The organism is Arthrobacter sp. V1I7 (genome assembly GCF_030817015.1).
GTDB lineage: Bacteria > Actinomycetota > Actinomycetes > Actinomycetales > Micrococcaceae > Arthrobacter.
The window spans coordinates 3,055,071-3,073,206 of the sequence record NZ_JAUSYS010000001.1; the positions used below are offsets into that span (position 1 = coordinate 3,055,071).

The window sequence follows — 18,136 nt, forward strand, 5'->3', positions numbered from 1 at the left end:
AGGCCCAGGCCGCGCTGGCAACCGCGTCCGCGCCGACCCCGTCCGCGCCGGCCCAGGCCCCGCCAACCCAGGCCCCGCCAACCCAGCGCGGCCAGGCCAAGGAGAACAGACGGCAGGCGCTGCTCTCCGCTGCCGCCGCCCTATTCGCCGCGGATGGTTTCAACCGGGTGTCCCTGGAGGATCTCGGTTCGGCAGCGGGGGTCAGCGGCCCGGCCGTTTACCGGCACTTCGCCGGCAAGCAGGCCGTCCTCGGTGCCCTGCTGTTGAGCGTCAGCCAGGAGCTGCTCGACGGCGGCCGGCGGGTGGTAGCGGATTCCGACGGCGCCGCAGCGGCGTTGAGCGGCCTCGTCGAGTTCCATGTCGACTTTGCCTTGAGCAACCCGGACGTCATCCGGGTCCAGGACCAGGACTTCAGCAACCTCGCCCCGGACGACCAGGCCGAGGTGCGCACGCTCCAGCGCAACTACGTGGAACTCTGGGTCGAGGTGCTGGCAGGGCTGCACGTCGACACCGAGGCCGCCGAACTGCGGATGCGGGCGCAGGCCTCCTTCGGCCTGATCAACTCCACGCCCCACTCGGTCCGCAGCCACGGTCGCCGGATCGCCACCAAGCGAGCCCGCCCGCTGCTGGAGAGCATGGCCCTGGCCGCCCTGATGGCCCCCGCCGTCCCCGCTCCGCTCAACTGACCCGCCCCTTTCGCTGAGCCTCGCACACACGCTTCGAGCTGCGCCTCCGGGGGCACTTTGGCGCGGACACGCCGGGAATCAGCGGGCCGCCGTCGAACATTGCACTCAAAGTGCCCCCGGACGGATGCAACCCCGCACAGAACAAACTGCCAGCCGCCCCACCGGCTCAGCCACCCACGGCCCAGCCACTCCACGGACCTGCCGGGCGCGCTCCCGGGGGCACTTTGGCGCGGACACGCCGGGAATCAGCGGGCCGCCGTCGAACATTGCACTCAAAGCCCGGACGGATGCACACCCGCACAAGCAACCCCGAACAGAAAAAAGCTGCCGGCCGCCCCTCCTTCTCGGGAGGAACGGCCGGCAGCTTGCGAGCTGGGAATGCTAGGCCATGGCCAGGGCCATGCCCGGGTCGGCCAGGATGGTGCCGAGATCCTGCAGGAACCGTGAGCCCTGCTCGCCGTCGACCAGCCGGTGGTCGAAGGAGAGGCTGAGGGTCATGACCTGGCGCAGGGCCACGTCGTCCTGGTACTCCCAAGGCATCTTCCGGACGGCACCGAGGGCAAGGATGGCGGCCTCGCCCGGGTTGAGGATCGGCGTGCCGGCGTCGATGCCGAAGACACCGATGTTCGTGATCGAGATGGTTCCGCCGGAGAGCTCGGCGGGCGCAGTCCTGCCGTCGCGCGCCGTGTCAGTGAGTTCGGTCAGAGCCGTGGACAGTTCCTTCAGGGACAGCCGGTCCGCGTCCTTGATGTTCGGCACTGTCAGTCCCCGCGGAGTCGCCGCGGCAATGCCCAGGTTGACGTAGTTGAACTGGACGATCTCCTGGTTCGCCTCGTCCCACCGGGTATTGAGCGTGGGGTGGTTCCGCAGCGCGATCAGCACGGCCTTGGACACCAGCGTCAGCGGGGTGAGCTTGTAGCCGGCGAAAGCGCGGCTGGCCTTGAGCCGGGCCAGCAGTTCCATGGTCGCGGTGACATCGACGGTCAGGAACTCGGTGACGTGCGGGGCCGTGAAGGCACTGGAGACCATGGCGGCGGCGGTGAACTTGCGGACGCCCTTGATCGGTGTGCGCGTTTCCCGCGAAGCCTGCGCCTGTCCCAGGGCCGGGGCCGCCGCGCCGGCCAGGTCATGCGGTGCTACCGGCAGGTCCCCGCCGCCGACGAAATTCCGGACATCGTCCCGGGTGATCAGCCCGTGTTCGCCGGTGCCGGAAACGTCCTCCAGGTTGACCCCAAGGTCCTTCGCGAGCTTGCGGACCGGCGGCGTCGAACGCGGGCGCTCAGCCGGGCGGCCCGTTTCCGGGGCGGCGGGACGTTGTCCGGCCGGCCCGGCCACGGGGGTCGGCTGTACCGCCGGAGCCGGCTGTACCACGGGGGCCGGCCGTACCACCGGAGCCGGCCGTACCACCGGAGCCGGCTGTACCACCGGGCCGGGCACGGCCGCCGCCTCGGGCAACGGTACGGACGCAACGGCCGGCAACGGTTCGGACGCAACGGCCGGGGACGGTTCGGACACAACGGCCGGGGACGCGAAGTTGCGGACGCGGCGGGACGGACGGCCGGAGGCCTCGAGGACGGCGCCGTACCCGACCAGGTTCGGCTCGCGCTTGGCCGCCTGGCTGTCAGCCGAGTCAGCTGAGGCGGCTGAGGCGGCGGCGCCGTCGTCGCCCTCGACTTCGATGGACACGATCGGTTTCCCCACTTCGACCACGGTGCCCGGCTGCTCGTGCAGAGCAGTGATCACGCCAGCAAACGGGGAGGGCAGCTCGACGACTGCCTTGGCTGTCTCCACCTCGGCGATGATCTGGTTGAGCGAGACGGTATCCCCCACCCCGACCCTCCAGGCAACGATTTCCGATTCGGTGAGACCTTCGCCGAGGTCCGGCAGCCTGAATTCCTTAATCATGGCGGCGGTCATCCTTCCAGCCCGCTGAGGGAGTTGGGCCGGCCAAGGGCACGGTCGACGCCGTCCAGGATCCGGTCCAGGCCCGGCAGATGGTGCATTTCGAGCTTGGAGTATGGGTACGGGACATCGAAGCCGGTCACCCGGACCGGGGCGGCTTCGAGGTGGTAGAAGCAACGTTCGGTGATGCTGGCAGCCACTTCGGCGCCGAGCCCGCCGGACTGGCCCGCCTCGTGCGTGATGACGAGCCGCCCGGTTTTGCGGACCGAAGCTTCCAGCGTGACGAAGTCCAGCGGGGCCAGCGAACGCAGGTCGATGACTTCAACGGAAACGCCTTCATCCGCAGCGGCGAGGGCTGCGTCCTTGGCGGTCTTGACGAGGGGACCGTACGCCACCAGGGTCACGTCCTTGCCCTCGGTCACCACGCGGGCCTTCTCCATGGACAGCGCGGCACTGAGATCCAGGGACTCATCCACGTCGCCCTTGTCGTGGTAGCGGCGCTTCGGCTCGAAGTAAAGCACCGGATCGTCGCACGCAATGGCCTGCTGGATCATCGTGTGGGCATCCTGCGGGTTGGAGACGCTGACCACGCGAAGGCCGGAGGTGTGCGTGAAGTACGCCTCCGGGGATTCGGAGTGGTGTTCCGGCGAGCCAATGCCGCCGCCGAACGGAACGCGGATGGTGATCGGCATCTTGACGGCACCCTGGGTGCGGTAGTGCATCTTGGCGACCTGGCTGACGATCTGGTCGAACGCCGGGTAGATGAAGCCGTCGAACTGGATCTCCACCACCGGGCGGTACCCGCGGTACGCCAGGCCCACGGCGGTGCCCATGATGCCGGACTCGGCGAGCGGGGTGTCGACCACGCGGTGCCTGCCGAAGTCTTTCTGCAGGCCGTCAGTGACCCGGAAGACGCCACCGAGCGCGCCGATGTCCTCCCCCATCAGAATGACCTTGGGATCGTTTTCAAGGGACTTGCGCAGGCCCGAATTGATGGCTCGGGCAAAGGTCATCTGCGTCATCAGCGTGCACCTTCTTCAGAAGCGGCCTCTGCGGGATCGCCGAAGGAAGCCAGGTAGCGGGAATAGTGGTCCTGCTGGCGGTCGAGCCAGGAATTGGAGGTGCTGTAAACGTGCCTGAAGATATCCAGCGGCTGCGGCTCGGGCATGTTGATCGTGCCGGCCCGCAGCGCCTTGGCCACGGCGTCCGCCTTTGCGCTGACGGCGGCTTCGAACTCCGCGGTGAGCAGGCCCTTGCGTTCCAGCAGGGACTTCAGCCGGGAAATCGGATCCTTGGCGGCCCAGTCCTCGAGCTCGTTGGCGTCCCGGTAGCGGGTGGGATCATCCGCCGTCGTGTGCGGGCCCATCCGGTAAGTGACTGCCTCGATGAAAGTGGGACCTCCCCCGTGGCGTGCCCGGTCGAGGGCGACGCGCATCGCGGCCATCACCGCCAGGACGTCGTTGCCGTCCACGCGCATGCTGGGGATGCCGAAGCCGGCGGCCCGGTCCGCGATCTGGATGTGCGACTGCAGCCTGACCGGCTCGGAGATGGCCCAGTGGTTGTTCTGGCAGAAGAAGACCACGGGCGCCTGGAAGCTCGCCGCGAAGACCAGGGCTTCGTTGACGTCGCCCTCACTCGTGGCGCCGTCGCCGAAGTAGGCCACGGCCACCGAGTCGGCGCCGTCGTTCTGGATGCCCATGGCGTAGCCCGTGGCGTGCAGGGTCTGGGAGCCAATGATGATCTGCTGCGTTGCAACGTTCACGGTGAACGGGTCCCAGCCGGAAAGGGCGTTGCCCCGCCAGGCCCGGACGATGTCCTCCACGTTCACCCCGCGGCAGTAGGCGACGCCGTTGTCGCGGTAGCTGGGGAAGACGAAGTCGTCGTCCCGGAGGGCCCGGGCCGAGCCGATCTGCGATGCTTCCTGGCCCAGCAGCGGAGGCCAGAGGGCCAGTTGACCCTGGCGCTGAAGGGCGGTCGCCTCGGCGTCGATCCGGCGGATCACCACCATGTCTTCGTAGAGTGCGCCGAGCTGCTCGTCGCTGACATCCTGGACCCAGGAATCGAACTCGGGATGGCTGACCCGCTCACCCCCGGGGGTGATCAGCTGGACGAGGTCCCCACCGGTCCGCCTGTTTGATTCTGCGCTGTTCCCGGGGCCGCCGGCGGCGATGCCGCCCTTGCCCGCGTCGTCGGTAAACATGTTGTCCGCAACCTTCTGACGTCGTCTGACCAGTGCTCCGGAAGACTTGTGATCCCCGTGCAAGCCGGCCGCCCGGGCGCCGTTGCCCCGGATAATTGTGACCCTACTCACAATGCACAGGGGGTACAACCACCTACGAAAAAACTGAGCATTATGCCCTGCCCGGGCGGTCATGACCGTGCTAATCTTGCGCATTATGCAAACCTTGGATGGCACCGACACCCGGCTGCTTTCGGCCATGGCCCGTGATCCGCGGCGCACCGTGGTTGCCTTGGCCCAGAAGCTTGGATTGTCGCGCAATACCGTGCAGGCCCGGATGGCCCAGCTGGAGAGGAAGCACGTCTTCCTGTCTTTCGAACGGCGCATTAATCCGGCCTCGCTGGGCTACCCGCTGATGGCCTTCATTTCGGTGCACGTCCAGCAGCAGAAACTGGGCACCCTGGCGGTGGAGCTTGCGGGCATCCCGGAAATCCTGGAAGGCTATGGCCTCACCGGCTCTGCGGATCTGCTGCTGCGCGTCGTGGCCCTGGACGCCGAGGACCTGTTCCGGATCAACGGAAAGATCCTTGCCTGCGACGGCGTGGACCGGACGGATACGGCACTGGCCATGAGCGAGCTGATTCCGTTCCGGATCCAGCCGCTGCTCGAGCGGGGCTCTGCGGAAGGCTGAGCGCCCGACGGCGTGGCAACGCGCGTCTGCGGGACCCGAGGGCACGGACGAGCTCAAGATGGGCAATGTCCGCCTCAGGCTTCCGGCCTGAGCAGGGCGTACCCACGACAGGAGCTCCCGTGCGTTGCACGGGAGCTCCTGTTGTTCTGGCCGGCCGATGCCGCCGGCGTTGACGGATCTAGTGCTCGGTGGCCTTTTCGGCGCCCACACCCGTGAGGGAGCGCACTTCCATCTCGGCCTGCTTGGTGGTGTCTTCCAGCTTCTTGTCCAGCACCGTACCGAGCCAGCCCAGGAAGAAGGCGAGCGGAATGGAGACAATGCCGGGGTTGCTCAGCGGGAAGATCGCGAAGTTGGCGCCCGGGATCATTGAGGTCGTGGTCCCCGAAACCACCGGGGAGAGCGCGATCAGGATCATCGCCGAGCCAAGGCCGCCATACATGCTCCAGATGGCACCCTGCGTGGTGAAACGGCGCCAGAACAGCGAGTAGACGATCGTCGGAAGGTTGGCCGAGGCGGCCACGGCGAACGCGAGCGCCACGAGGAATGCGATGTTCTGGCCGTTCGCGAAGATGCCGCCGACGATGGCCAGGACTCCGATGACCACGACGGTCCGGCGGGCAACCTTCACCTCGGTATCGGCGTCGGCCTTGCCCTTGGCGATGACGTTGGCGTAGATGTCATGGGCAAAGGATGCCGCCGCGGTAATGGTCAGGCCGGCGACAACAGCAAGGATGGTGGCAAAAGCCACGGCCGAGATGAAGCCGAGCAGCAGCGGGCCGCCAAGGTAGAAGGCGAGCAGCGGTGCGGCCGAGTTGACCCCGCCGGGGGCCGACTTGATCGTTTCAGCACCGACCAGCGCCGCAGCGCCGTATCCGAGGACCAGCGTGAACAGGTAGAACAGGCCGATCAGCCAGATGGACCACACCACGGATTTGCGGGCTTCCTTCGCGGTCGGAACCGTGTAGAAGCGCATCAGCACGTGCGGCAGGGCGGCGGTGCCGAGGACCAGGGCGAGCCCGAGGGACATGAAGTCGAGCTTGGAGGCTTCGGACTTTCCGTACTGCAGTCCCGGGTTGAGGATCGCCGGGTTGTTTGCGGTCTCCACGGCGCCGCCGAGCAGCGCCGACAGGTTGAAGCCGTAGATCGCCAGGACCCAGAAGGTCATGACCGCGGCACCGGCGATGAGGAGGATCGCCTTGATGATCTGCACCCAGGTGGTGCCCTTCATGCCGCCGATCAGTACGTACATGATCATGAGGGCGCCGACGACGATGATGACCAGGGCCTGTCCGCCCCAATCGCTGATGCCCAGCAGCAGGGAGATCAGGCTGCCCGCACCGGCCATCTGGGCCAGGAGGTAGAAGAAGCAGACCGCAAGGGTCGAGATGGCGGCAGCGATGCGCACCGGGCGCTGCTTGAGCCGGAAGGAGAGCACATCGGCCATCGTGAACTTGCCGGTGTTGCGCAGCAGTTCGGCGACCAGCAGCAGGGCGACGAGCCAGGCGACAAGGAAGCCGATGGAGTACATGAAGCCGTCATAGCCGTTGATCGCAATCGCGCCGGTGATGCCGAGGAAGGAGGCGGCGGAGAGGTAATCGCCGGCGATGGCCGTTCCGTTCTGCGAACCGCTGAAGGAACGCCCGGCGGCGTAGTAGTCGGCCGCCGTCTTGTTGTTGCGGCTCGCGCGGAAGACGATCACCATGGTGACCGCCACGAACAGGCCGAAGATGGCCATGTTCAGCAAGGTGGTGTCTTTGAGGGCGGCGACGTCGACCGCCGCGGGAACCATTACTGTCATGTCGCTGATCCGCTCACTTGGTTGCCGTGCTGGTCAAATTCATGGCCTTCGATTTCGTGGCGGATTTCCGCGGCAATCGGGTCAAGCTTCCGGTTCGAGTAGCTGACGTACCAGCTCGTGATGGCGAACGTGGAGACGAACTGCAGCAGGCCCAGGATCAGGCCGATATTGATGTTGCCCCACACCTTGGTGGACATGAAGTCGACCGCGTAGTCGGCCAGCAGAACGTAGGCGAAGTACCAGAGCAAGAACGCTATGGCCATCGGAAAGACGAAGCTGCGGTGACGTTTGCGTAGTTCCTGGAACCGCTCCGTCGATTGGACTTCCTTGAAGTCCACGGCCGCCGCTGCGTCCGTTTCTTGGGCGTCATGACCCATCGTTCCTCCTCCTTGAGACTGGTGAGTCCACACCGGCTGCCATGGCTGCATTGGAACAGTCCTCCGCCAATGTGACTCCTATCACTGTGCACCGTGACCTGCCCAACATGCCATCTCTGCCGGACCCTGCGTCGCTCAGTGGTCCTGATGCTGCGCCCAACGGCGGTGCCGGAGCCGCACGCCACCGGTGCCCGCGCTACGCTGGCAGCATGCCGGACTCTCCGCTGTACACCGCTGCCGCCATCGCCGTGATCGCGATGGCGATCGCCGTCGTCGTGGCGGTCGGACTCAAGGTTCTCCGCTCCTTCCGGGAGCTGGGCACCGACGCGGAGCAGGCCACGTACAAGACCCTGCATGCCGCCTCCCGGGCCGGACAGCACCTGCGGACCGGCCTCAACCCCACCGGCGCGGCCAAGGCCAGCCGGCAGCTGCGCAGCCTGCTGGGCTGCGATGCGCTGGCGATCACCGACACGACGGGAGTACTCGCCTGGGACGGGGCCGGAGAGGAACTGAAGCCGGCGCTGATGGGGCTCGCGGCCCGCGTGCTCGACGGCGGCCACACCGCCGTGATCCCGGCCGGTGAGCTGCAGCTGCTGGCCGACGGCGACGCCCCCGGGAGGCTGCCGCCCGAGGCGGAGCGCGCCGTCGTGATCGCCCCGATCAAGGCCGGCGCGCGGGTGGTGGGCGTCGTGGCCGCCTTTGCCCCCTCCGCGGGCGCCGGGCTGGTGCGCGCCACGGGTGAGGTAGCCGACTGGGTAGCCACCCAGGTGGAACTGGCCGAACTCGACGCCTCGCGAACGCTCCTGATGGAGGCCGAGGTCCGGGCACTCCGGGCCCAGATCAGCCCGCACTTCATCTACAACTCGCTGAACGCGATTGCCTCCTTCATCAACACGGACCCCGTTCGGGCCCGCGAGCTCGTGGTGGAATTCGCGGACTTCACCCGCTATTCGTTCCGCCGGCACGGCGATTTCACCACCCTGGCCGAGGAACTGCGCTGCATCGACCGCTATCTACTGCTGGAACGTGCCCGGTTCGGCGACCGGGTCCAGGTGAGCCTGCGGATCGCGCCCGAAGTGCTCAGCACCGTGATCCCCTTCCTGAGCCTGCAGCCGCTCGTCGAGAACGCCGTCCGGCACGGGCTCGAAGCCAAGGAGGGTCCGGGGCACATCTCCATCACGGCCAATGACTCCGGGGCCTTTGCCGAGGTCACCATCGAGGACGACGGCGTGGGCATCGACCCGGACCAGCTCCGCTCCGTTTTGGCCGGGCACAGCGACGGCGACCACGTCGGGCTCCGCAACGTCGACGCCCGGCTGCGCCAGGTCTACGGGGAGGAGAACGGGCTCGTGATCGAAACGGCTCCCGGGGAGGGGACCCTGATCACCATGCGGGTGCCGAAATCTCAGCCCCGTCACGACGCCTGATCCTGTGCCTGATGCAGGCCAAAATGCCCTCGGCAGTAGTCTTGAACCATGATTAACGTCCTCGTGGCAGACGACGAGCTGCCCGCCGTCGAGGAACTGGCATTCCTGCTTCGAAAAGATGACCGGATCGGCAGGATCCACCGCGCCTCCTCCGGCGCTGAGGCCCTCCGGGCGCTCGCAGTCGAAGAGGTCGACGCCGTCTTCCTCGACATCCATATGCCGGCGCTGTCCGGACTCGACATCGCCCGCGCCATTTCCCGCAGCGCCCACCCGCCGGCCGTTGTGTTCGTCACGGCCGACGAGGACCGCGCGCTGGAAGCGTTCGAGCTGGCCGCGGTGGACTACCTGCTGAAGCCCGTCCGGGCGGAGCGGCTGGCAAAGTCCATCGGCCGGATCAGCGAACTGATCAAGGACGGCGCGCCGGCGCCGGAGATGATCACCGTGGACCTAGGCGGCAACACCAAGATGATCCGCCGCGAGGACGTCACCTACGTCCAGGCGCAGGGCGACTATGCCAGGCTCCACACCGCGGATGCGAGTTATCTGATCCGGGTTCCGCTGGCCGATCTCGAGCAGCAATGGTCCGACGCCGGCTTCATCCGCACGCACCGCTCCTACCTGATCGCGCTGAACCACGTCAGCCATTTGAAGCTCGCGGCGGCCCGCCCCAGCGTCACCGTGGCCGGCGCCGAGCTGCCCATCAGCCGCCGGCACCTGCCGTCGGTGCGGGAGAAGCTTGAGTCGACGCGGATCCGGCCGCAGGTATGACGCGCGTCCGCGTGACCGCACCGCGCGGTATCCCGCTGAACGGCACGGCACTGCACGGCACGGCGGTGCACGGCACGGCACTGCACGGCACGGCGGTGCCTGCCGCCCGTTCATCCGCCGATGCCCGCGACGCTGCGGAGGAATCCGACGCCGGGCAGGTCTTCGTCCGCTCGCTGATCCGCTCCCAGCTGCGGCTGGGTCTCGTTGTGGCTGGCGGGTTCCTGCTGATCCTGCTCGCCTTTCCGCTCATGCTCGGGCTGGTTCCCGGGCTGGCGCAGTCGACGATCGCGGGCCTGCCGTTCGACTGGGTCCTCCTGGGGGCCGGGATCTACCCCGTGATCGGCCTCAGCGCTTGGCTCTACGTGCGGACCGCGGCCCGGAACGAGGCCCGCTACCGGGACCTGGCCGGGGACAAGTGAGGCGCCGGTGAACCCGGTCGTCGGCATCGCGGCGTTCGCCGGCGTCTCGCTGGCGACGGCGGTAATCGGTTTCTATGGCCTCCGGATCTCACGCACCACCGGGGATTTCTACGTGGCTTCGCGCACAGTCCGGCCCTGGTGGAACGCCTCGGCGATCGGCGGGGAGTACCTCTCCGCCGCCAGCTTCCTCGGCGTCGCCGGGCTGATCCTGCTCTCCGGCACGGATGCCCTGTGGTATCCGGTGGGCTACACCGCCGGCTATTTGATGTTGCTGCTCTTCGTGGCGGCCCCCTTGAGGCGTTCGGGCGCCTACACGATTCCCGATTTCACCGAGGCCCGGCTCGATTCACGGGCGGTCCGACGCGTCACCAGCGTGGTGGTGGTGCTGGTCGGCTGGCTGTACATCGTCCCGCAGTTGCACGGGGCCGCGCTGGCCATCCGGATCACCACCGGCCTGCCGGCCTGGGTGGGCCCGGTGGCTGTCGTTGCCGTCGTCTGTGTGACCGTGGTGGCCGGCGGGATGCGCTCCATCACCTTTGTCCAGGCCTTCCAGTACTGGCTCAAGCTGACCGCGCTGGCCGTGCCGATCCTCTTCATCCTGTTCGTGCTGGCCGGCAACGGCGCGCCCGCCGTGGCCGAGGCCGGGGCGAATCCCACCGCGGCCGTCCCGGCGGATCCCTACCAGAACATCTCCCTGCTGGTGGCGTTGCTGTTCGGGACCCTGGGGCTGCCCCATGTTTTGGTGCGGTTCTACACCAATCCGGACGGCCAGTCCGCCCGGCGGACCACCTTGATTGTGCTGGGTCTGCTCTCGGTCTTCTACCTGTTCCCCACCGCCTACGGGCTGATCGGACGCCTCTTTGCCCCCGGACTGGCACAGAACGGCCAGGCCGACGCGCTGGTGCTGCTGTTGCCGGGCCGGATGATCGGCGGCCCCGCCGGGGACCTGTTGTCCGCCCTCGTCGTGGCCGGCGCCTTCGCGGCCTTCCTTTCCACCACGTCCGGTCTGGTGGTCTCGCTCGCGGGCGTGATCAGCCAGGACGTGCTCGGCGGCAGCGTCCGGGGCTTCCGGCTCGCGGCGGTCATCTCCGCCGTCGTGCCGTTGGGGATCGCGTCCATGACGGGCTCCCTGGCCCTGGCCGGAAGCGTGGGACTGGTGTTTGCCTTCACGGCCTCGACCATCTGCCCGGTGCTGCTGCTGGGGATCTGGTGGCGGGGACTGACGGATGCTGGGGCAATCGCCGGGATGGTGACCGGCGGTCTGCTGTGCGGCGGGGCGATGGTGGCCAGCTCCGTGCTGGGCGGCGCCGGAACGCCGTCCTGGCTCGCGCAGCCCGCCGCCTGGACGGTCCCGGCGGCCTTCGCCGTCATGGTTCTGGTGTCCCTGGCCACGAGGCAGCGGGTGCCGCGGGCCATCACCCGGCTGATGACCCGGCTGCACACCCCCGAAAGGCCGCTCGCGACCGAGCGGTAAAACGGGAGCCCGTCAGTCGATGGCGGCCATCAGCTGGACGACGCGGTCCAGGAAGGCGTCCACCTGGCTTTCCTCGTAGCCGTCGCGGCCCACCGCCGGCCGGAACACGGCCCGCCGGACGTTGTCCACGCTCAGCGGCCGGTCCTCTTCCAGGTACCCGATGAGCTCATGGCACAGGTCATCGACGTCGCTGGCGTTGTAGCTGCGCACTTTGGCTTTGCCGGGACGGCGGAAGCGCTGGCCGTCGGGCCGGTGGAGCCGTCCGCGCAGCAGGCCGGCCAGCCGGCCGATCTCCCGGAGCCACGCTTCCTCGCCGCGTTCCCCGATCAGTTCATCGCGTTCCCGCAAGGCAAGCGCGTCCTCGAGCCGGTCCAGGGCGGCGTCAACGCCGGACGCGGTGTAGCCGCCCTTCACGGGGTCGAACGTGACCGCGCGGACGTCGGCACTCTTCACCGGGCGGCCCCCGGAGCTCGGGGATTCGAACGACACCCGCGCGCGCTGCAGGAACTGATCAACCTGCTTGGCGTTGTACCCGTACTGGTTCCGCTGCACGCGGTCAAAGGAAGCAGGAATCTGCCGTTGAATGTCCACTGTAACTATGTTTCCTTCAATGCCGTTCGGCTGGTTGGCTGGCACGATTCTACGGGCCGGGAGTTGGAACGAAGTTGGAACCGGGGCTGCGCTAGGTGCCGGCGACGGCGGAAAAGAGGATGAACGCCACCGGCGAGGCGAAGACGATCGAGTCCAGCCGGTCCATCACTCCCCCGTGGCCGGGCAGGATGCTGCTCATGTCCTTGATGCCCAGTTCCCGCTTCACCATGGATTCGGCCAGGTCCCCTGCCGTGGCGGCGGCGACCATGCCGACCGCGAGCACCGCCCCCACCCACCAGGGCTTGTCCAGCACGAAGAGGCTGGCCAGCACGCCAATCGCCATCGCGCCGGCGATGGAGCCACCGAAGCCCTCCCAGGTTTTCTTGGGACTGATTTTCGGGGCCATCGGGTGCTTGCCAAGCGAGGCTCCGACGAGATAGCCGAAGGTGTCATTGGAGACCACCAGCAGCAGCAGGGTGGCGATCTGCCAGGCACCTGGCGGAATGACGCCGTCGGGCCAGAGCCCCACCGGCGTCTGGCCGCCGCTGGCATGCAGGGGCAGCACGGCGAAGCTGATCAGGAACGGAACCCAGGCCAAGGTGAAGACGCCGGCGAAGATGCTCCGCGCCGAACCGGCGGCACCCTCCAGGGAGCGCCACAGCAGAATGGCCACGCTGCTGAGCAGCATGGCGAAGAGCAGGCTTTCCGGGCCGCCGAAATAGGCGGCGAGCGGCATGGCAACCGTTCCGACCAGCACCGGAATGATGGGCAGCCGGGTTCCGGCGGCTTCCAGCGCCCGGAAGATCTCCCAGACGCCGAAGACCGCGAAGGTAGTGGTGACGAGCACGAAGCCCAGCGGCAGGAACAGCAGTCCGGCAAGGACGAGGAAGAGCATGCCAAGGCCCACCGCAGTGGCGGCAGGAAGGTTCCTGCCGGCTTTGGGCGTCAGGTTGCTGCGTTGCTTCCCCGGCCCCCGGACGTTTGGTCCGGGGGCCTGCTGTGCCTGACCCATCAGACCTCGAGAAGCTCGGCTTCCTTGCGCTTGAGCAGCTCGTCGATGCCGTCGACGTGCGCTTTGGTCATGGCGTCGAGTTCCTTTTCGCCGCGGCTGCCCTCGTCCTCGCCGGCTTCGCCGTCCTTGACAAGTTTGTCCAGGGTTTCCTTGGCCTTGCGGCGGATGTTGCGGATGGAGACCTTGGCGTCCTCGCCCTTGGTCTTGACGATCTTGACGTATTCCTTGCGGCGTTCCTGCGTGAGGTCCGGGATGGTGATCCGGATGACGTTGCCGTCGTTGGAGGGGTTGGCTCCCACCTCGGAGTCGCTGAGGGCGCGCTCGATGTCCCGAAGGGCGGTCTTGTCGAACGGCGTGATGAGGATGGTGCGGGCGTCCGGGATGGCAAAAGAGGCCAGCTGCTGCAACGGCGTAGGTGAACCGTAGTAGTCCACCAGGACCTTGTTGTACAGGCCCGGGTTGGCGCGGCCGGTACGGATCGAGGCGAAGTCTTCCTTGGCTACCTCAACCGCCTTGTCCATCTTGTCCCCGGCTTCGAGCAAGGTTTCTTCGATCACGGTCTCTCCTCAGAAATTGGTGTGCATCCCGGCGGGCGGGAGTGCTGCACGGTCGTGCTTCCGTCTGTGTTTCCGCCTGCTGGTCCCCTGGTCCGGGGAACGGAACTCTCCTCAAAACATCCTAGCCGTTGCTAGGGGGTGACCACGGTGCCCAGGTCCTCGCCAAGGATGGCCCGGGTGACATTGCCTTCACCTTCCATGCCGAAGACCACCATGGTGAGGTTGTTGTCCTTGCACATGGTCATGGCGGTCTGGTCCATCACGCGGATGTCGCGCCGGAGGGCGTCGTCGTAGCTGAGGCGGGAGAGCTTCTCGGCCGTCGGGTCCTTCTTCGGGTCCGCGGTGTAGACGCCGTCGACCCCGCTCTTGGCCATCAGGACGACGTCGGCGTGGACCTCCATGGCCCGCTGCGCCGCCACCGTGTCGGTGGAGAAATACGGGAGTCCGGCCCCGGCACCGAAGATGACGACGCGGCCCTTCTCCATGTGGCGGATGGCGCGGCGCGGAATATACGCCTCGGCGACCTGGCCCATCGTGATGGCGCTCTGCACGCGGGTCTCAACGCCGGCCTGCTCGAGGAAGTCCTGGAGCGCCAGGCAGTTCATCACGGTGCCGAGCATTCCCATGTAGTCGGCGCGGGAGCGGTCCATCCCGCTCTGCGACAGCTCTGCGCCGCGGAAGAAGTTGCCGCCGCCGACGACGATTGCGACCTCGACGTCGGGCACCGCCGCGGCGATCTGCTTGGCCACGCCGCGGACGGTATCCGGGTCAACACCGAGTTTCCCGCCGCCGAAGACCTCGCCGGAAAGCTTCAACAGGACTCTGCGCCGGCTCTTCTTTGGCTGGGCTGAAGTGGTGACGGTTTCCATGGTGCCTTCCCGTTGGTGAACTCTGAGCTAGATTATCGTGCCGGGGGCCAAAGGCGGTCATTCCGCCCTGGCCGGTGCCCCGGATGGGTACTGCCGGCGCATGCCCGGCTGCTGCCTTCGGCGGGGGTTACATGCAAAGAGGTTGCATGCAAAAGGGAGTGGCCACCGCAGTGACCACCCCCTTTAGCGTGTCTGACTAGTGTCTGACGGTTATCGAGCTAGGAACCGACGCGGAAACGCGCGAAGCCGGTGCCCTTGACGCCGGCCTCTTCGAGGACCTGAGCGACAGACTTCTTGGCATCCTTGGCGAACGCCTGGTCGAGGAGGACCTCGCCCTTGTAGAAGCCCGTGACGCGGCCTTCCACGATCTTGGTCATTGCAGCTTCCGGCTTGCCTTCAGCCTTGGCCGTTTCCTCGGCGATCCGGCGCTCGGACTCGACGAGCTCGGCCGGAACATCCTCGCGGGAGAGGTAGTTCGGGGACATCGCGGCGATGTGGACGGCGACGTCGTGGGCTGCGGTAGCAGCTGCTTCGCCTTCGCCGTCAACGGCGAACAGGACGCCGACCTGGGCCGGGAGATCCTTCGAGGTCTTGTGCAGGTAAGCGTCGACCGTTGCGCCCTCGATGCGGGAGATGCGGCGGACAACAACCTTCTCGCCCAGAACGGCACCCTCTTCGACGACGACCTCGGACAGCGGCTTGCCGTCGACCTCGGTGGCCAGCAGGGTCTCGAGGTCCGCAGCGCCGGACTCGACCGCAACGGCGAGGACCTTGTCGGCAAGCTGGATGAACTTGTCAGCCTTGGCGACGAAGTCGGTCTCGCAGTTAACTTCGATCATCACGCCGACGCCGCCGTCGACCTTGGCAGTAACCAGGCCTTCTGCGGTGGAGCGGCCTTCACGCTTGGTAGCGCCTTTCAGGCCCTTGATGCGGATGATTTCGATGGCCTTCTCGGCGTCACCGTTGGCCTCGTCAAGAGCCTTCTTGACATCCATCATGCCGGCGCCAGTGCGCTCGCGCAGAGCCTTGATATCAGCGGCAGTGTAGTTCGCCATGTGAACCCCTCTGTCTAGAAATGTGTGTGGTGTACGGACCGACAGGACAGCTGCTCACCCCGTGAGCGGCCATCCTGTCGGTACCCCTACGCTGCGGACAGCGTGCGGGGAGGTCCAGATTTACTTGTCAGTGAGCCAAGCAGAGTTACTGACGGACTACTTCGCTTCGCCAGCGGCGTCGTCAGCAGCCGGGGTGGCCTCGGCAGCTGCCGGGGCTTCCTCTGCAGCGGGTGCTTCTTCTGCAGCGGGTGCTTCTTCGGCGGCGGCGGCCGGAGCAGCCTCGGCTTCCGGAGCGGCTGCGGCTTCGGCCTTGCTGCCTTCGAGGAGCTCGCGCTCCCACTCAGCCAGCGGCTCTTCCGGAGCTTCGGTGGTGCCGGTTGCGCGCTGGTTGCGGGCGATCAGGCCCTCAGCAACGGCGTCGGCCACAACGCGGGTCAGGAGGTTGACGGAGCGGATGGCGTCGTCGTTGCCCGGGATCGGGAAGTCGACTTCGTCCGGATCGCAGTTGGTGTCCAGGATGGCAACAACCGGGATGTTCAGCTTCTTGGCCTCGTCAACGGCGAGGTGTTCCTTCTTGGTGTCCACGATCCAGAGCACAGAAGGTGCCTTGGTCAGGTTGCGGATACCGCCGAGGTTGGTTTCGAGCTTCGTGAGCTCGCGGCGAAGGAGCAGCAGTTCCTTCTTGGTGTACGCGGAGCCGGCGACGTCGTCGAAGTCGATCTCTTCGAGTTCCTTCATACGCTGGATGCGCTTGGAGACCGTCTGGAAGTTGGTCAGCATACCGCCGAGCCAACGCTGGTTGACGTACGGCTGGCCGACGCGGGTGGCCTGCTCGGCGATGGATTCCTGCGCCTGCTTCTTGGTGCCGACGAAGAGAACGGTGCCGCCGTGTGCAACGGTGGCCTTCACGAACTCGTAGGCGCGGTCGATGTAGGACAGCGACTGCTGCAGGTCAATGATGTAGATGCCGTTGCGCTCCGTGAAGATGAATCGCTTCATCTTCGGGTTCCAACGACGGGTCTGGTGTCCAAAGTGGACGCCGCTGTCAAGCAGCTGGCGCATAGTTACGACGGGCATGCCGGCGCTCCTTCCGGCAGGTCATTCATGAGAGAGCCCATGAGCTCTCTTACCCTGCCAATTGTTGACGGTTGATAGCAACACCCAGGCGGGCGCCGCTCCTGGCATCCACTGCGCTTCTTATCCGGACCTGGGGTCCGGACCGCAAGAGGCACAGTCCTCCGCACGCTGAAGAATTTCGGCTTCGAATGACGAGGGCTGGATACGCGTAGTCAGCCACTGCTCCCCCGCACCCCTGAATGAGGCGTGCCGGCTTAACAAGCATGAGGGCACAGCAAACTGCTCCACCAAGTGTACTACAGGAGCATTGCCGGATTGGACGGGTTTCGGCGGCCGGAGGGGCCTCGAGCTGGGGTGATCCGGGGGGCGATACAAGGGACGATCCGCGGGCGGTGGAAGGAAAGGTCCTTGGGCGGTGGAAGGGACGATCCGCGGGCGGTATCTGGGCGATATAAGGGACGATCCTTGGCTGATTCTTGAGCCCGCCCGGGCGCTTCGGTAGGTGCTGGCTAGCCTCGCCATCCGGACCTGCGCGGGAGCTTTGTCCACATAGCCGGGTCGGCCGCTTTCGGGCGGCCCGGAAGCGGGGCAAGGGTGGGTTCATGAAAACTCCGGCCCTGCTTGCAGCCCTTGTCCTGGCCCTCTCCGCCGTCGCGTCCGGTGCGGGCGCTCTCTCACCGGCGGGGTCGGTATCGGCGGTGCCCGCACCCGCAGGGTCCACAGCTGCAGGATCCAAGCCTGCAGGGTCCGCAGGCTGGAGCTGGCCGCTGAATCCGAAGCCCACGGTGCTGCGGGCATTCGACCCTCCGGCCAAGCCTTGGCTGGGTGGTCACCGCGGCGTGGACCTTGAGGCGGCATCCTTCGGCGCCCTGGTCACCGCTCCCGCATCAGGAACAGTGAGCTTCGTTGGGGTCGTCGTGGACCGGCCGGTGATCACGATCGACCATGGCGACGGCCTGAGGAGCAGTTTCGAACCGGTCGCGAGCGAGCTCGTCAAAGGCGCCTATGTGGCAGAGGGCGGGATGCTGGGCAAAATACTTCCGGCCCACTGCGGCCCAACTCCCTGTGTCCACTGGGGCGTCCGGCGCGGGGAGAACTACGTCAACCCGCTGGCCTTCGTGATGGACCTGCGTCCCTCCATCCTGCTGCCGCCCCTGGATCCGGCGCCGGGATATGGGTCCGAGGGACGTGCAGGGACGAAGGCTGCAGGCGACGGGCTGTGGTTAGCGGGCTGAGTTCAGGCGCGGTGGCCCG

The 18,136-nt window shown here is 66.9% G+C and carries 18 protein-coding genes; 7 read left to right on the forward strand and 11 right to left on the reverse strand.

Going from position 1 to position 18,136, the window contains the following annotated elements; genetic code table 11:
• The first annotated feature begins 14 nt into the window (after nt 1-14).
• On the forward strand, nt 15-686 hold the full coding sequence (locus QFZ69_RS14080) for a TetR/AcrR family transcriptional regulator (protein ID WP_306919696.1): 672 nt from the start codon (nt 15-17) through the stop codon (nt 684-686).
• Nucleotides 687-1,067: 381 nt separating this feature from the next.
• Here QFZ69_RS14080 and QFZ69_RS14085 read toward each other — a convergent pair whose 3' ends face one another.
• From QFZ69_RS14085 to pdhA, 3 genes are read right to left on the reverse strand one after another with little or no spacing between them, the layout of a single operon-like run.
• Entirely contained in the window at nt 1,068-2,603 is a 1,536-nt protein-coding gene (locus QFZ69_RS14085) for a dihydrolipoamide acetyltransferase family protein (protein WP_306919034.1), read from the reverse strand.
• Nucleotides 2,600-3,610 carry an alpha-ketoacid dehydrogenase subunit beta gene (locus tag QFZ69_RS14090; RefSeq protein ID WP_306919035.1) on the reverse strand — a complete coding sequence of 337 codons (1,011 nt, stop codon included), beginning with the start codon at nt 3,608-3,610 and terminating at the stop codon, nt 2,600-2,602. Before QFZ69_RS14090 ends, QFZ69_RS14085 begins: the two co-directional genes overlap by 4 nt.
• Entirely contained in the window at nt 3,610-4,788 is a 1,179-nt protein-coding gene (pdhA, locus tag QFZ69_RS14095) for a pyruvate dehydrogenase (acetyl-transferring) E1 component subunit alpha (protein WP_306919037.1), read from the reverse strand. Before pdhA ends, QFZ69_RS14090 begins: the two co-directional genes overlap by 1 nt.
• Nucleotides 4,789-4,984: 196 nt before the next feature.
• Between pdhA and QFZ69_RS14100 the strand changes: the two genes are divergently transcribed.
• Nucleotides 4,985-5,458, forward strand: a complete 474-nt coding sequence (locus tag QFZ69_RS14100) for an Lrp/AsnC family transcriptional regulator (protein WP_306919039.1) — start codon at nt 4,985-4,987, stop codon at nt 5,456-5,458.
• 178 nt (nt 5,459-5,636) lie between these two features.
• Here QFZ69_RS14100 and QFZ69_RS14105 read toward each other — a convergent pair whose 3' ends face one another.
• Together QFZ69_RS14105 and QFZ69_RS14110 are read right to left on the reverse strand one after the other, a co-directional pair.
• Nucleotides 5,637-7,256: a cation acetate symporter gene (locus tag QFZ69_RS14105; protein ID WP_306919041.1), complete on the reverse strand. Its 1,620-nt coding sequence runs from the start codon at nt 7,254-7,256 to the stop codon at nt 5,637-5,639.
• Nucleotides 7,253-7,633 carry a DUF485 domain-containing protein gene (locus QFZ69_RS14110; protein ID WP_306919043.1) on the reverse strand — a complete coding sequence of 127 codons (381 nt, stop codon included), beginning with the start codon at nt 7,631-7,633 and terminating at the stop codon, nt 7,253-7,255. Before QFZ69_RS14110 ends, QFZ69_RS14105 begins: the two co-directional genes overlap by 4 nt.
• A 209-nt stretch (nt 7,634-7,842) precedes the next feature.
• Between QFZ69_RS14110 and QFZ69_RS14115 the strand changes: the two genes are divergently transcribed.
• The 4 genes from QFZ69_RS14115 to QFZ69_RS14130 are packed head-to-tail and all read left to right on the forward strand — an operon-like array spanning nt 7,843 to nt 11,721.
• On the forward strand, nt 7,843-9,060 hold the full coding sequence (locus tag QFZ69_RS14115; RefSeq protein ID WP_306919044.1) for a histidine kinase: 1,218 nt from the start codon (nt 7,843-7,845) through the stop codon (nt 9,058-9,060).
• 48 nt (nt 9,061-9,108) lie between these two features.
• Nucleotides 9,109-9,828, forward strand: coding sequence for a LytTR family DNA-binding domain-containing protein (locus QFZ69_RS14120; RefSeq protein WP_306919046.1), 720 nt, complete (start codon nt 9,109-9,111; stop codon nt 9,826-9,828).
• Nucleotides 9,825-10,247 (forward strand): hypothetical protein, encoded by a 423-nt coding sequence (locus tag QFZ69_RS14125; RefSeq protein WP_306919048.1) that lies wholly within the window; start codon nt 9,825-9,827, stop codon nt 10,245-10,247. Before QFZ69_RS14120 ends, QFZ69_RS14125 begins: the two co-directional genes overlap by 4 nt.
• Nucleotides 10,248-10,254: 7 nt before the next feature.
• Entirely contained in the window at nt 10,255-11,721 is a 1,467-nt protein-coding gene (locus QFZ69_RS14130) for a cation acetate symporter (protein WP_306919050.1), read from the forward strand.
• A gap of 12 nt (nt 11,722-11,733) precedes the next feature.
• Here QFZ69_RS14130 and QFZ69_RS14135 read toward each other — a convergent pair whose 3' ends face one another.
• From QFZ69_RS14135 to rpsB, 6 genes are all read right to left on the reverse strand, one after another.
• Nucleotides 11,734-12,312, reverse strand: a complete 579-nt coding sequence (locus QFZ69_RS14135; RefSeq protein WP_306919052.1) for a DivIVA domain-containing protein — start codon at nt 12,310-12,312, stop codon at nt 11,734-11,736.
• Between the two features lie 91 nt (nt 12,313-12,403).
• Entirely contained in the window at nt 12,404-13,324 is a 921-nt protein-coding gene (locus tag QFZ69_RS14140) for a phosphatidate cytidylyltransferase (RefSeq protein WP_306919054.1), read from the reverse strand.
• The gene (gene frr / locus QFZ69_RS14145; RefSeq protein WP_307000193.1) at nt 13,324-13,881 is read right to left on the reverse strand and encodes a ribosome recycling factor; all 558 of its coding nucleotides are present in this window, start codon (nt 13,879-13,881) and stop codon (nt 13,324-13,326) included. Before frr ends, QFZ69_RS14140 begins: the two co-directional genes overlap by 1 nt.
• Before the next feature lie 131 nt (nt 13,882-14,012).
• Nucleotides 14,013-14,750, reverse strand: a complete 738-nt coding sequence (pyrH, locus tag QFZ69_RS14150) for a UMP kinase (RefSeq protein ID WP_306919056.1) — start codon at nt 14,748-14,750, stop codon at nt 14,013-14,015.
• A 218-nt stretch (nt 14,751-14,968) separates the two neighbouring features.
• Nucleotides 14,969-15,805: a translation elongation factor Ts gene (tsf, locus tag QFZ69_RS14155; RefSeq protein WP_306919058.1), complete on the reverse strand. Its 837-nt coding sequence runs from the start codon at nt 15,803-15,805 to the stop codon at nt 14,969-14,971.
• 156 nt (nt 15,806-15,961) lie between these two features.
• Nucleotides 15,962-16,882, reverse strand: coding sequence for a 30S ribosomal protein S2 (gene rpsB / locus QFZ69_RS14160; protein ID WP_306919060.1), 921 nt, complete (start codon nt 16,880-16,882; stop codon nt 15,962-15,964).
• A 602-nt stretch (nt 16,883-17,484) separates the two neighbouring features.
• Here rpsB and QFZ69_RS14165 point away from each other — a divergent pair.
• The gene (locus QFZ69_RS14165) at nt 17,485-18,117 is read left to right on the forward strand and encodes a M23 family metallopeptidase (RefSeq protein ID WP_306919062.1); all 633 of its coding nucleotides are present in this window, start codon (nt 17,485-17,487) and stop codon (nt 18,115-18,117) included.
• Nucleotides 18,118-18,136 lie beyond the last annotated feature (19 nt).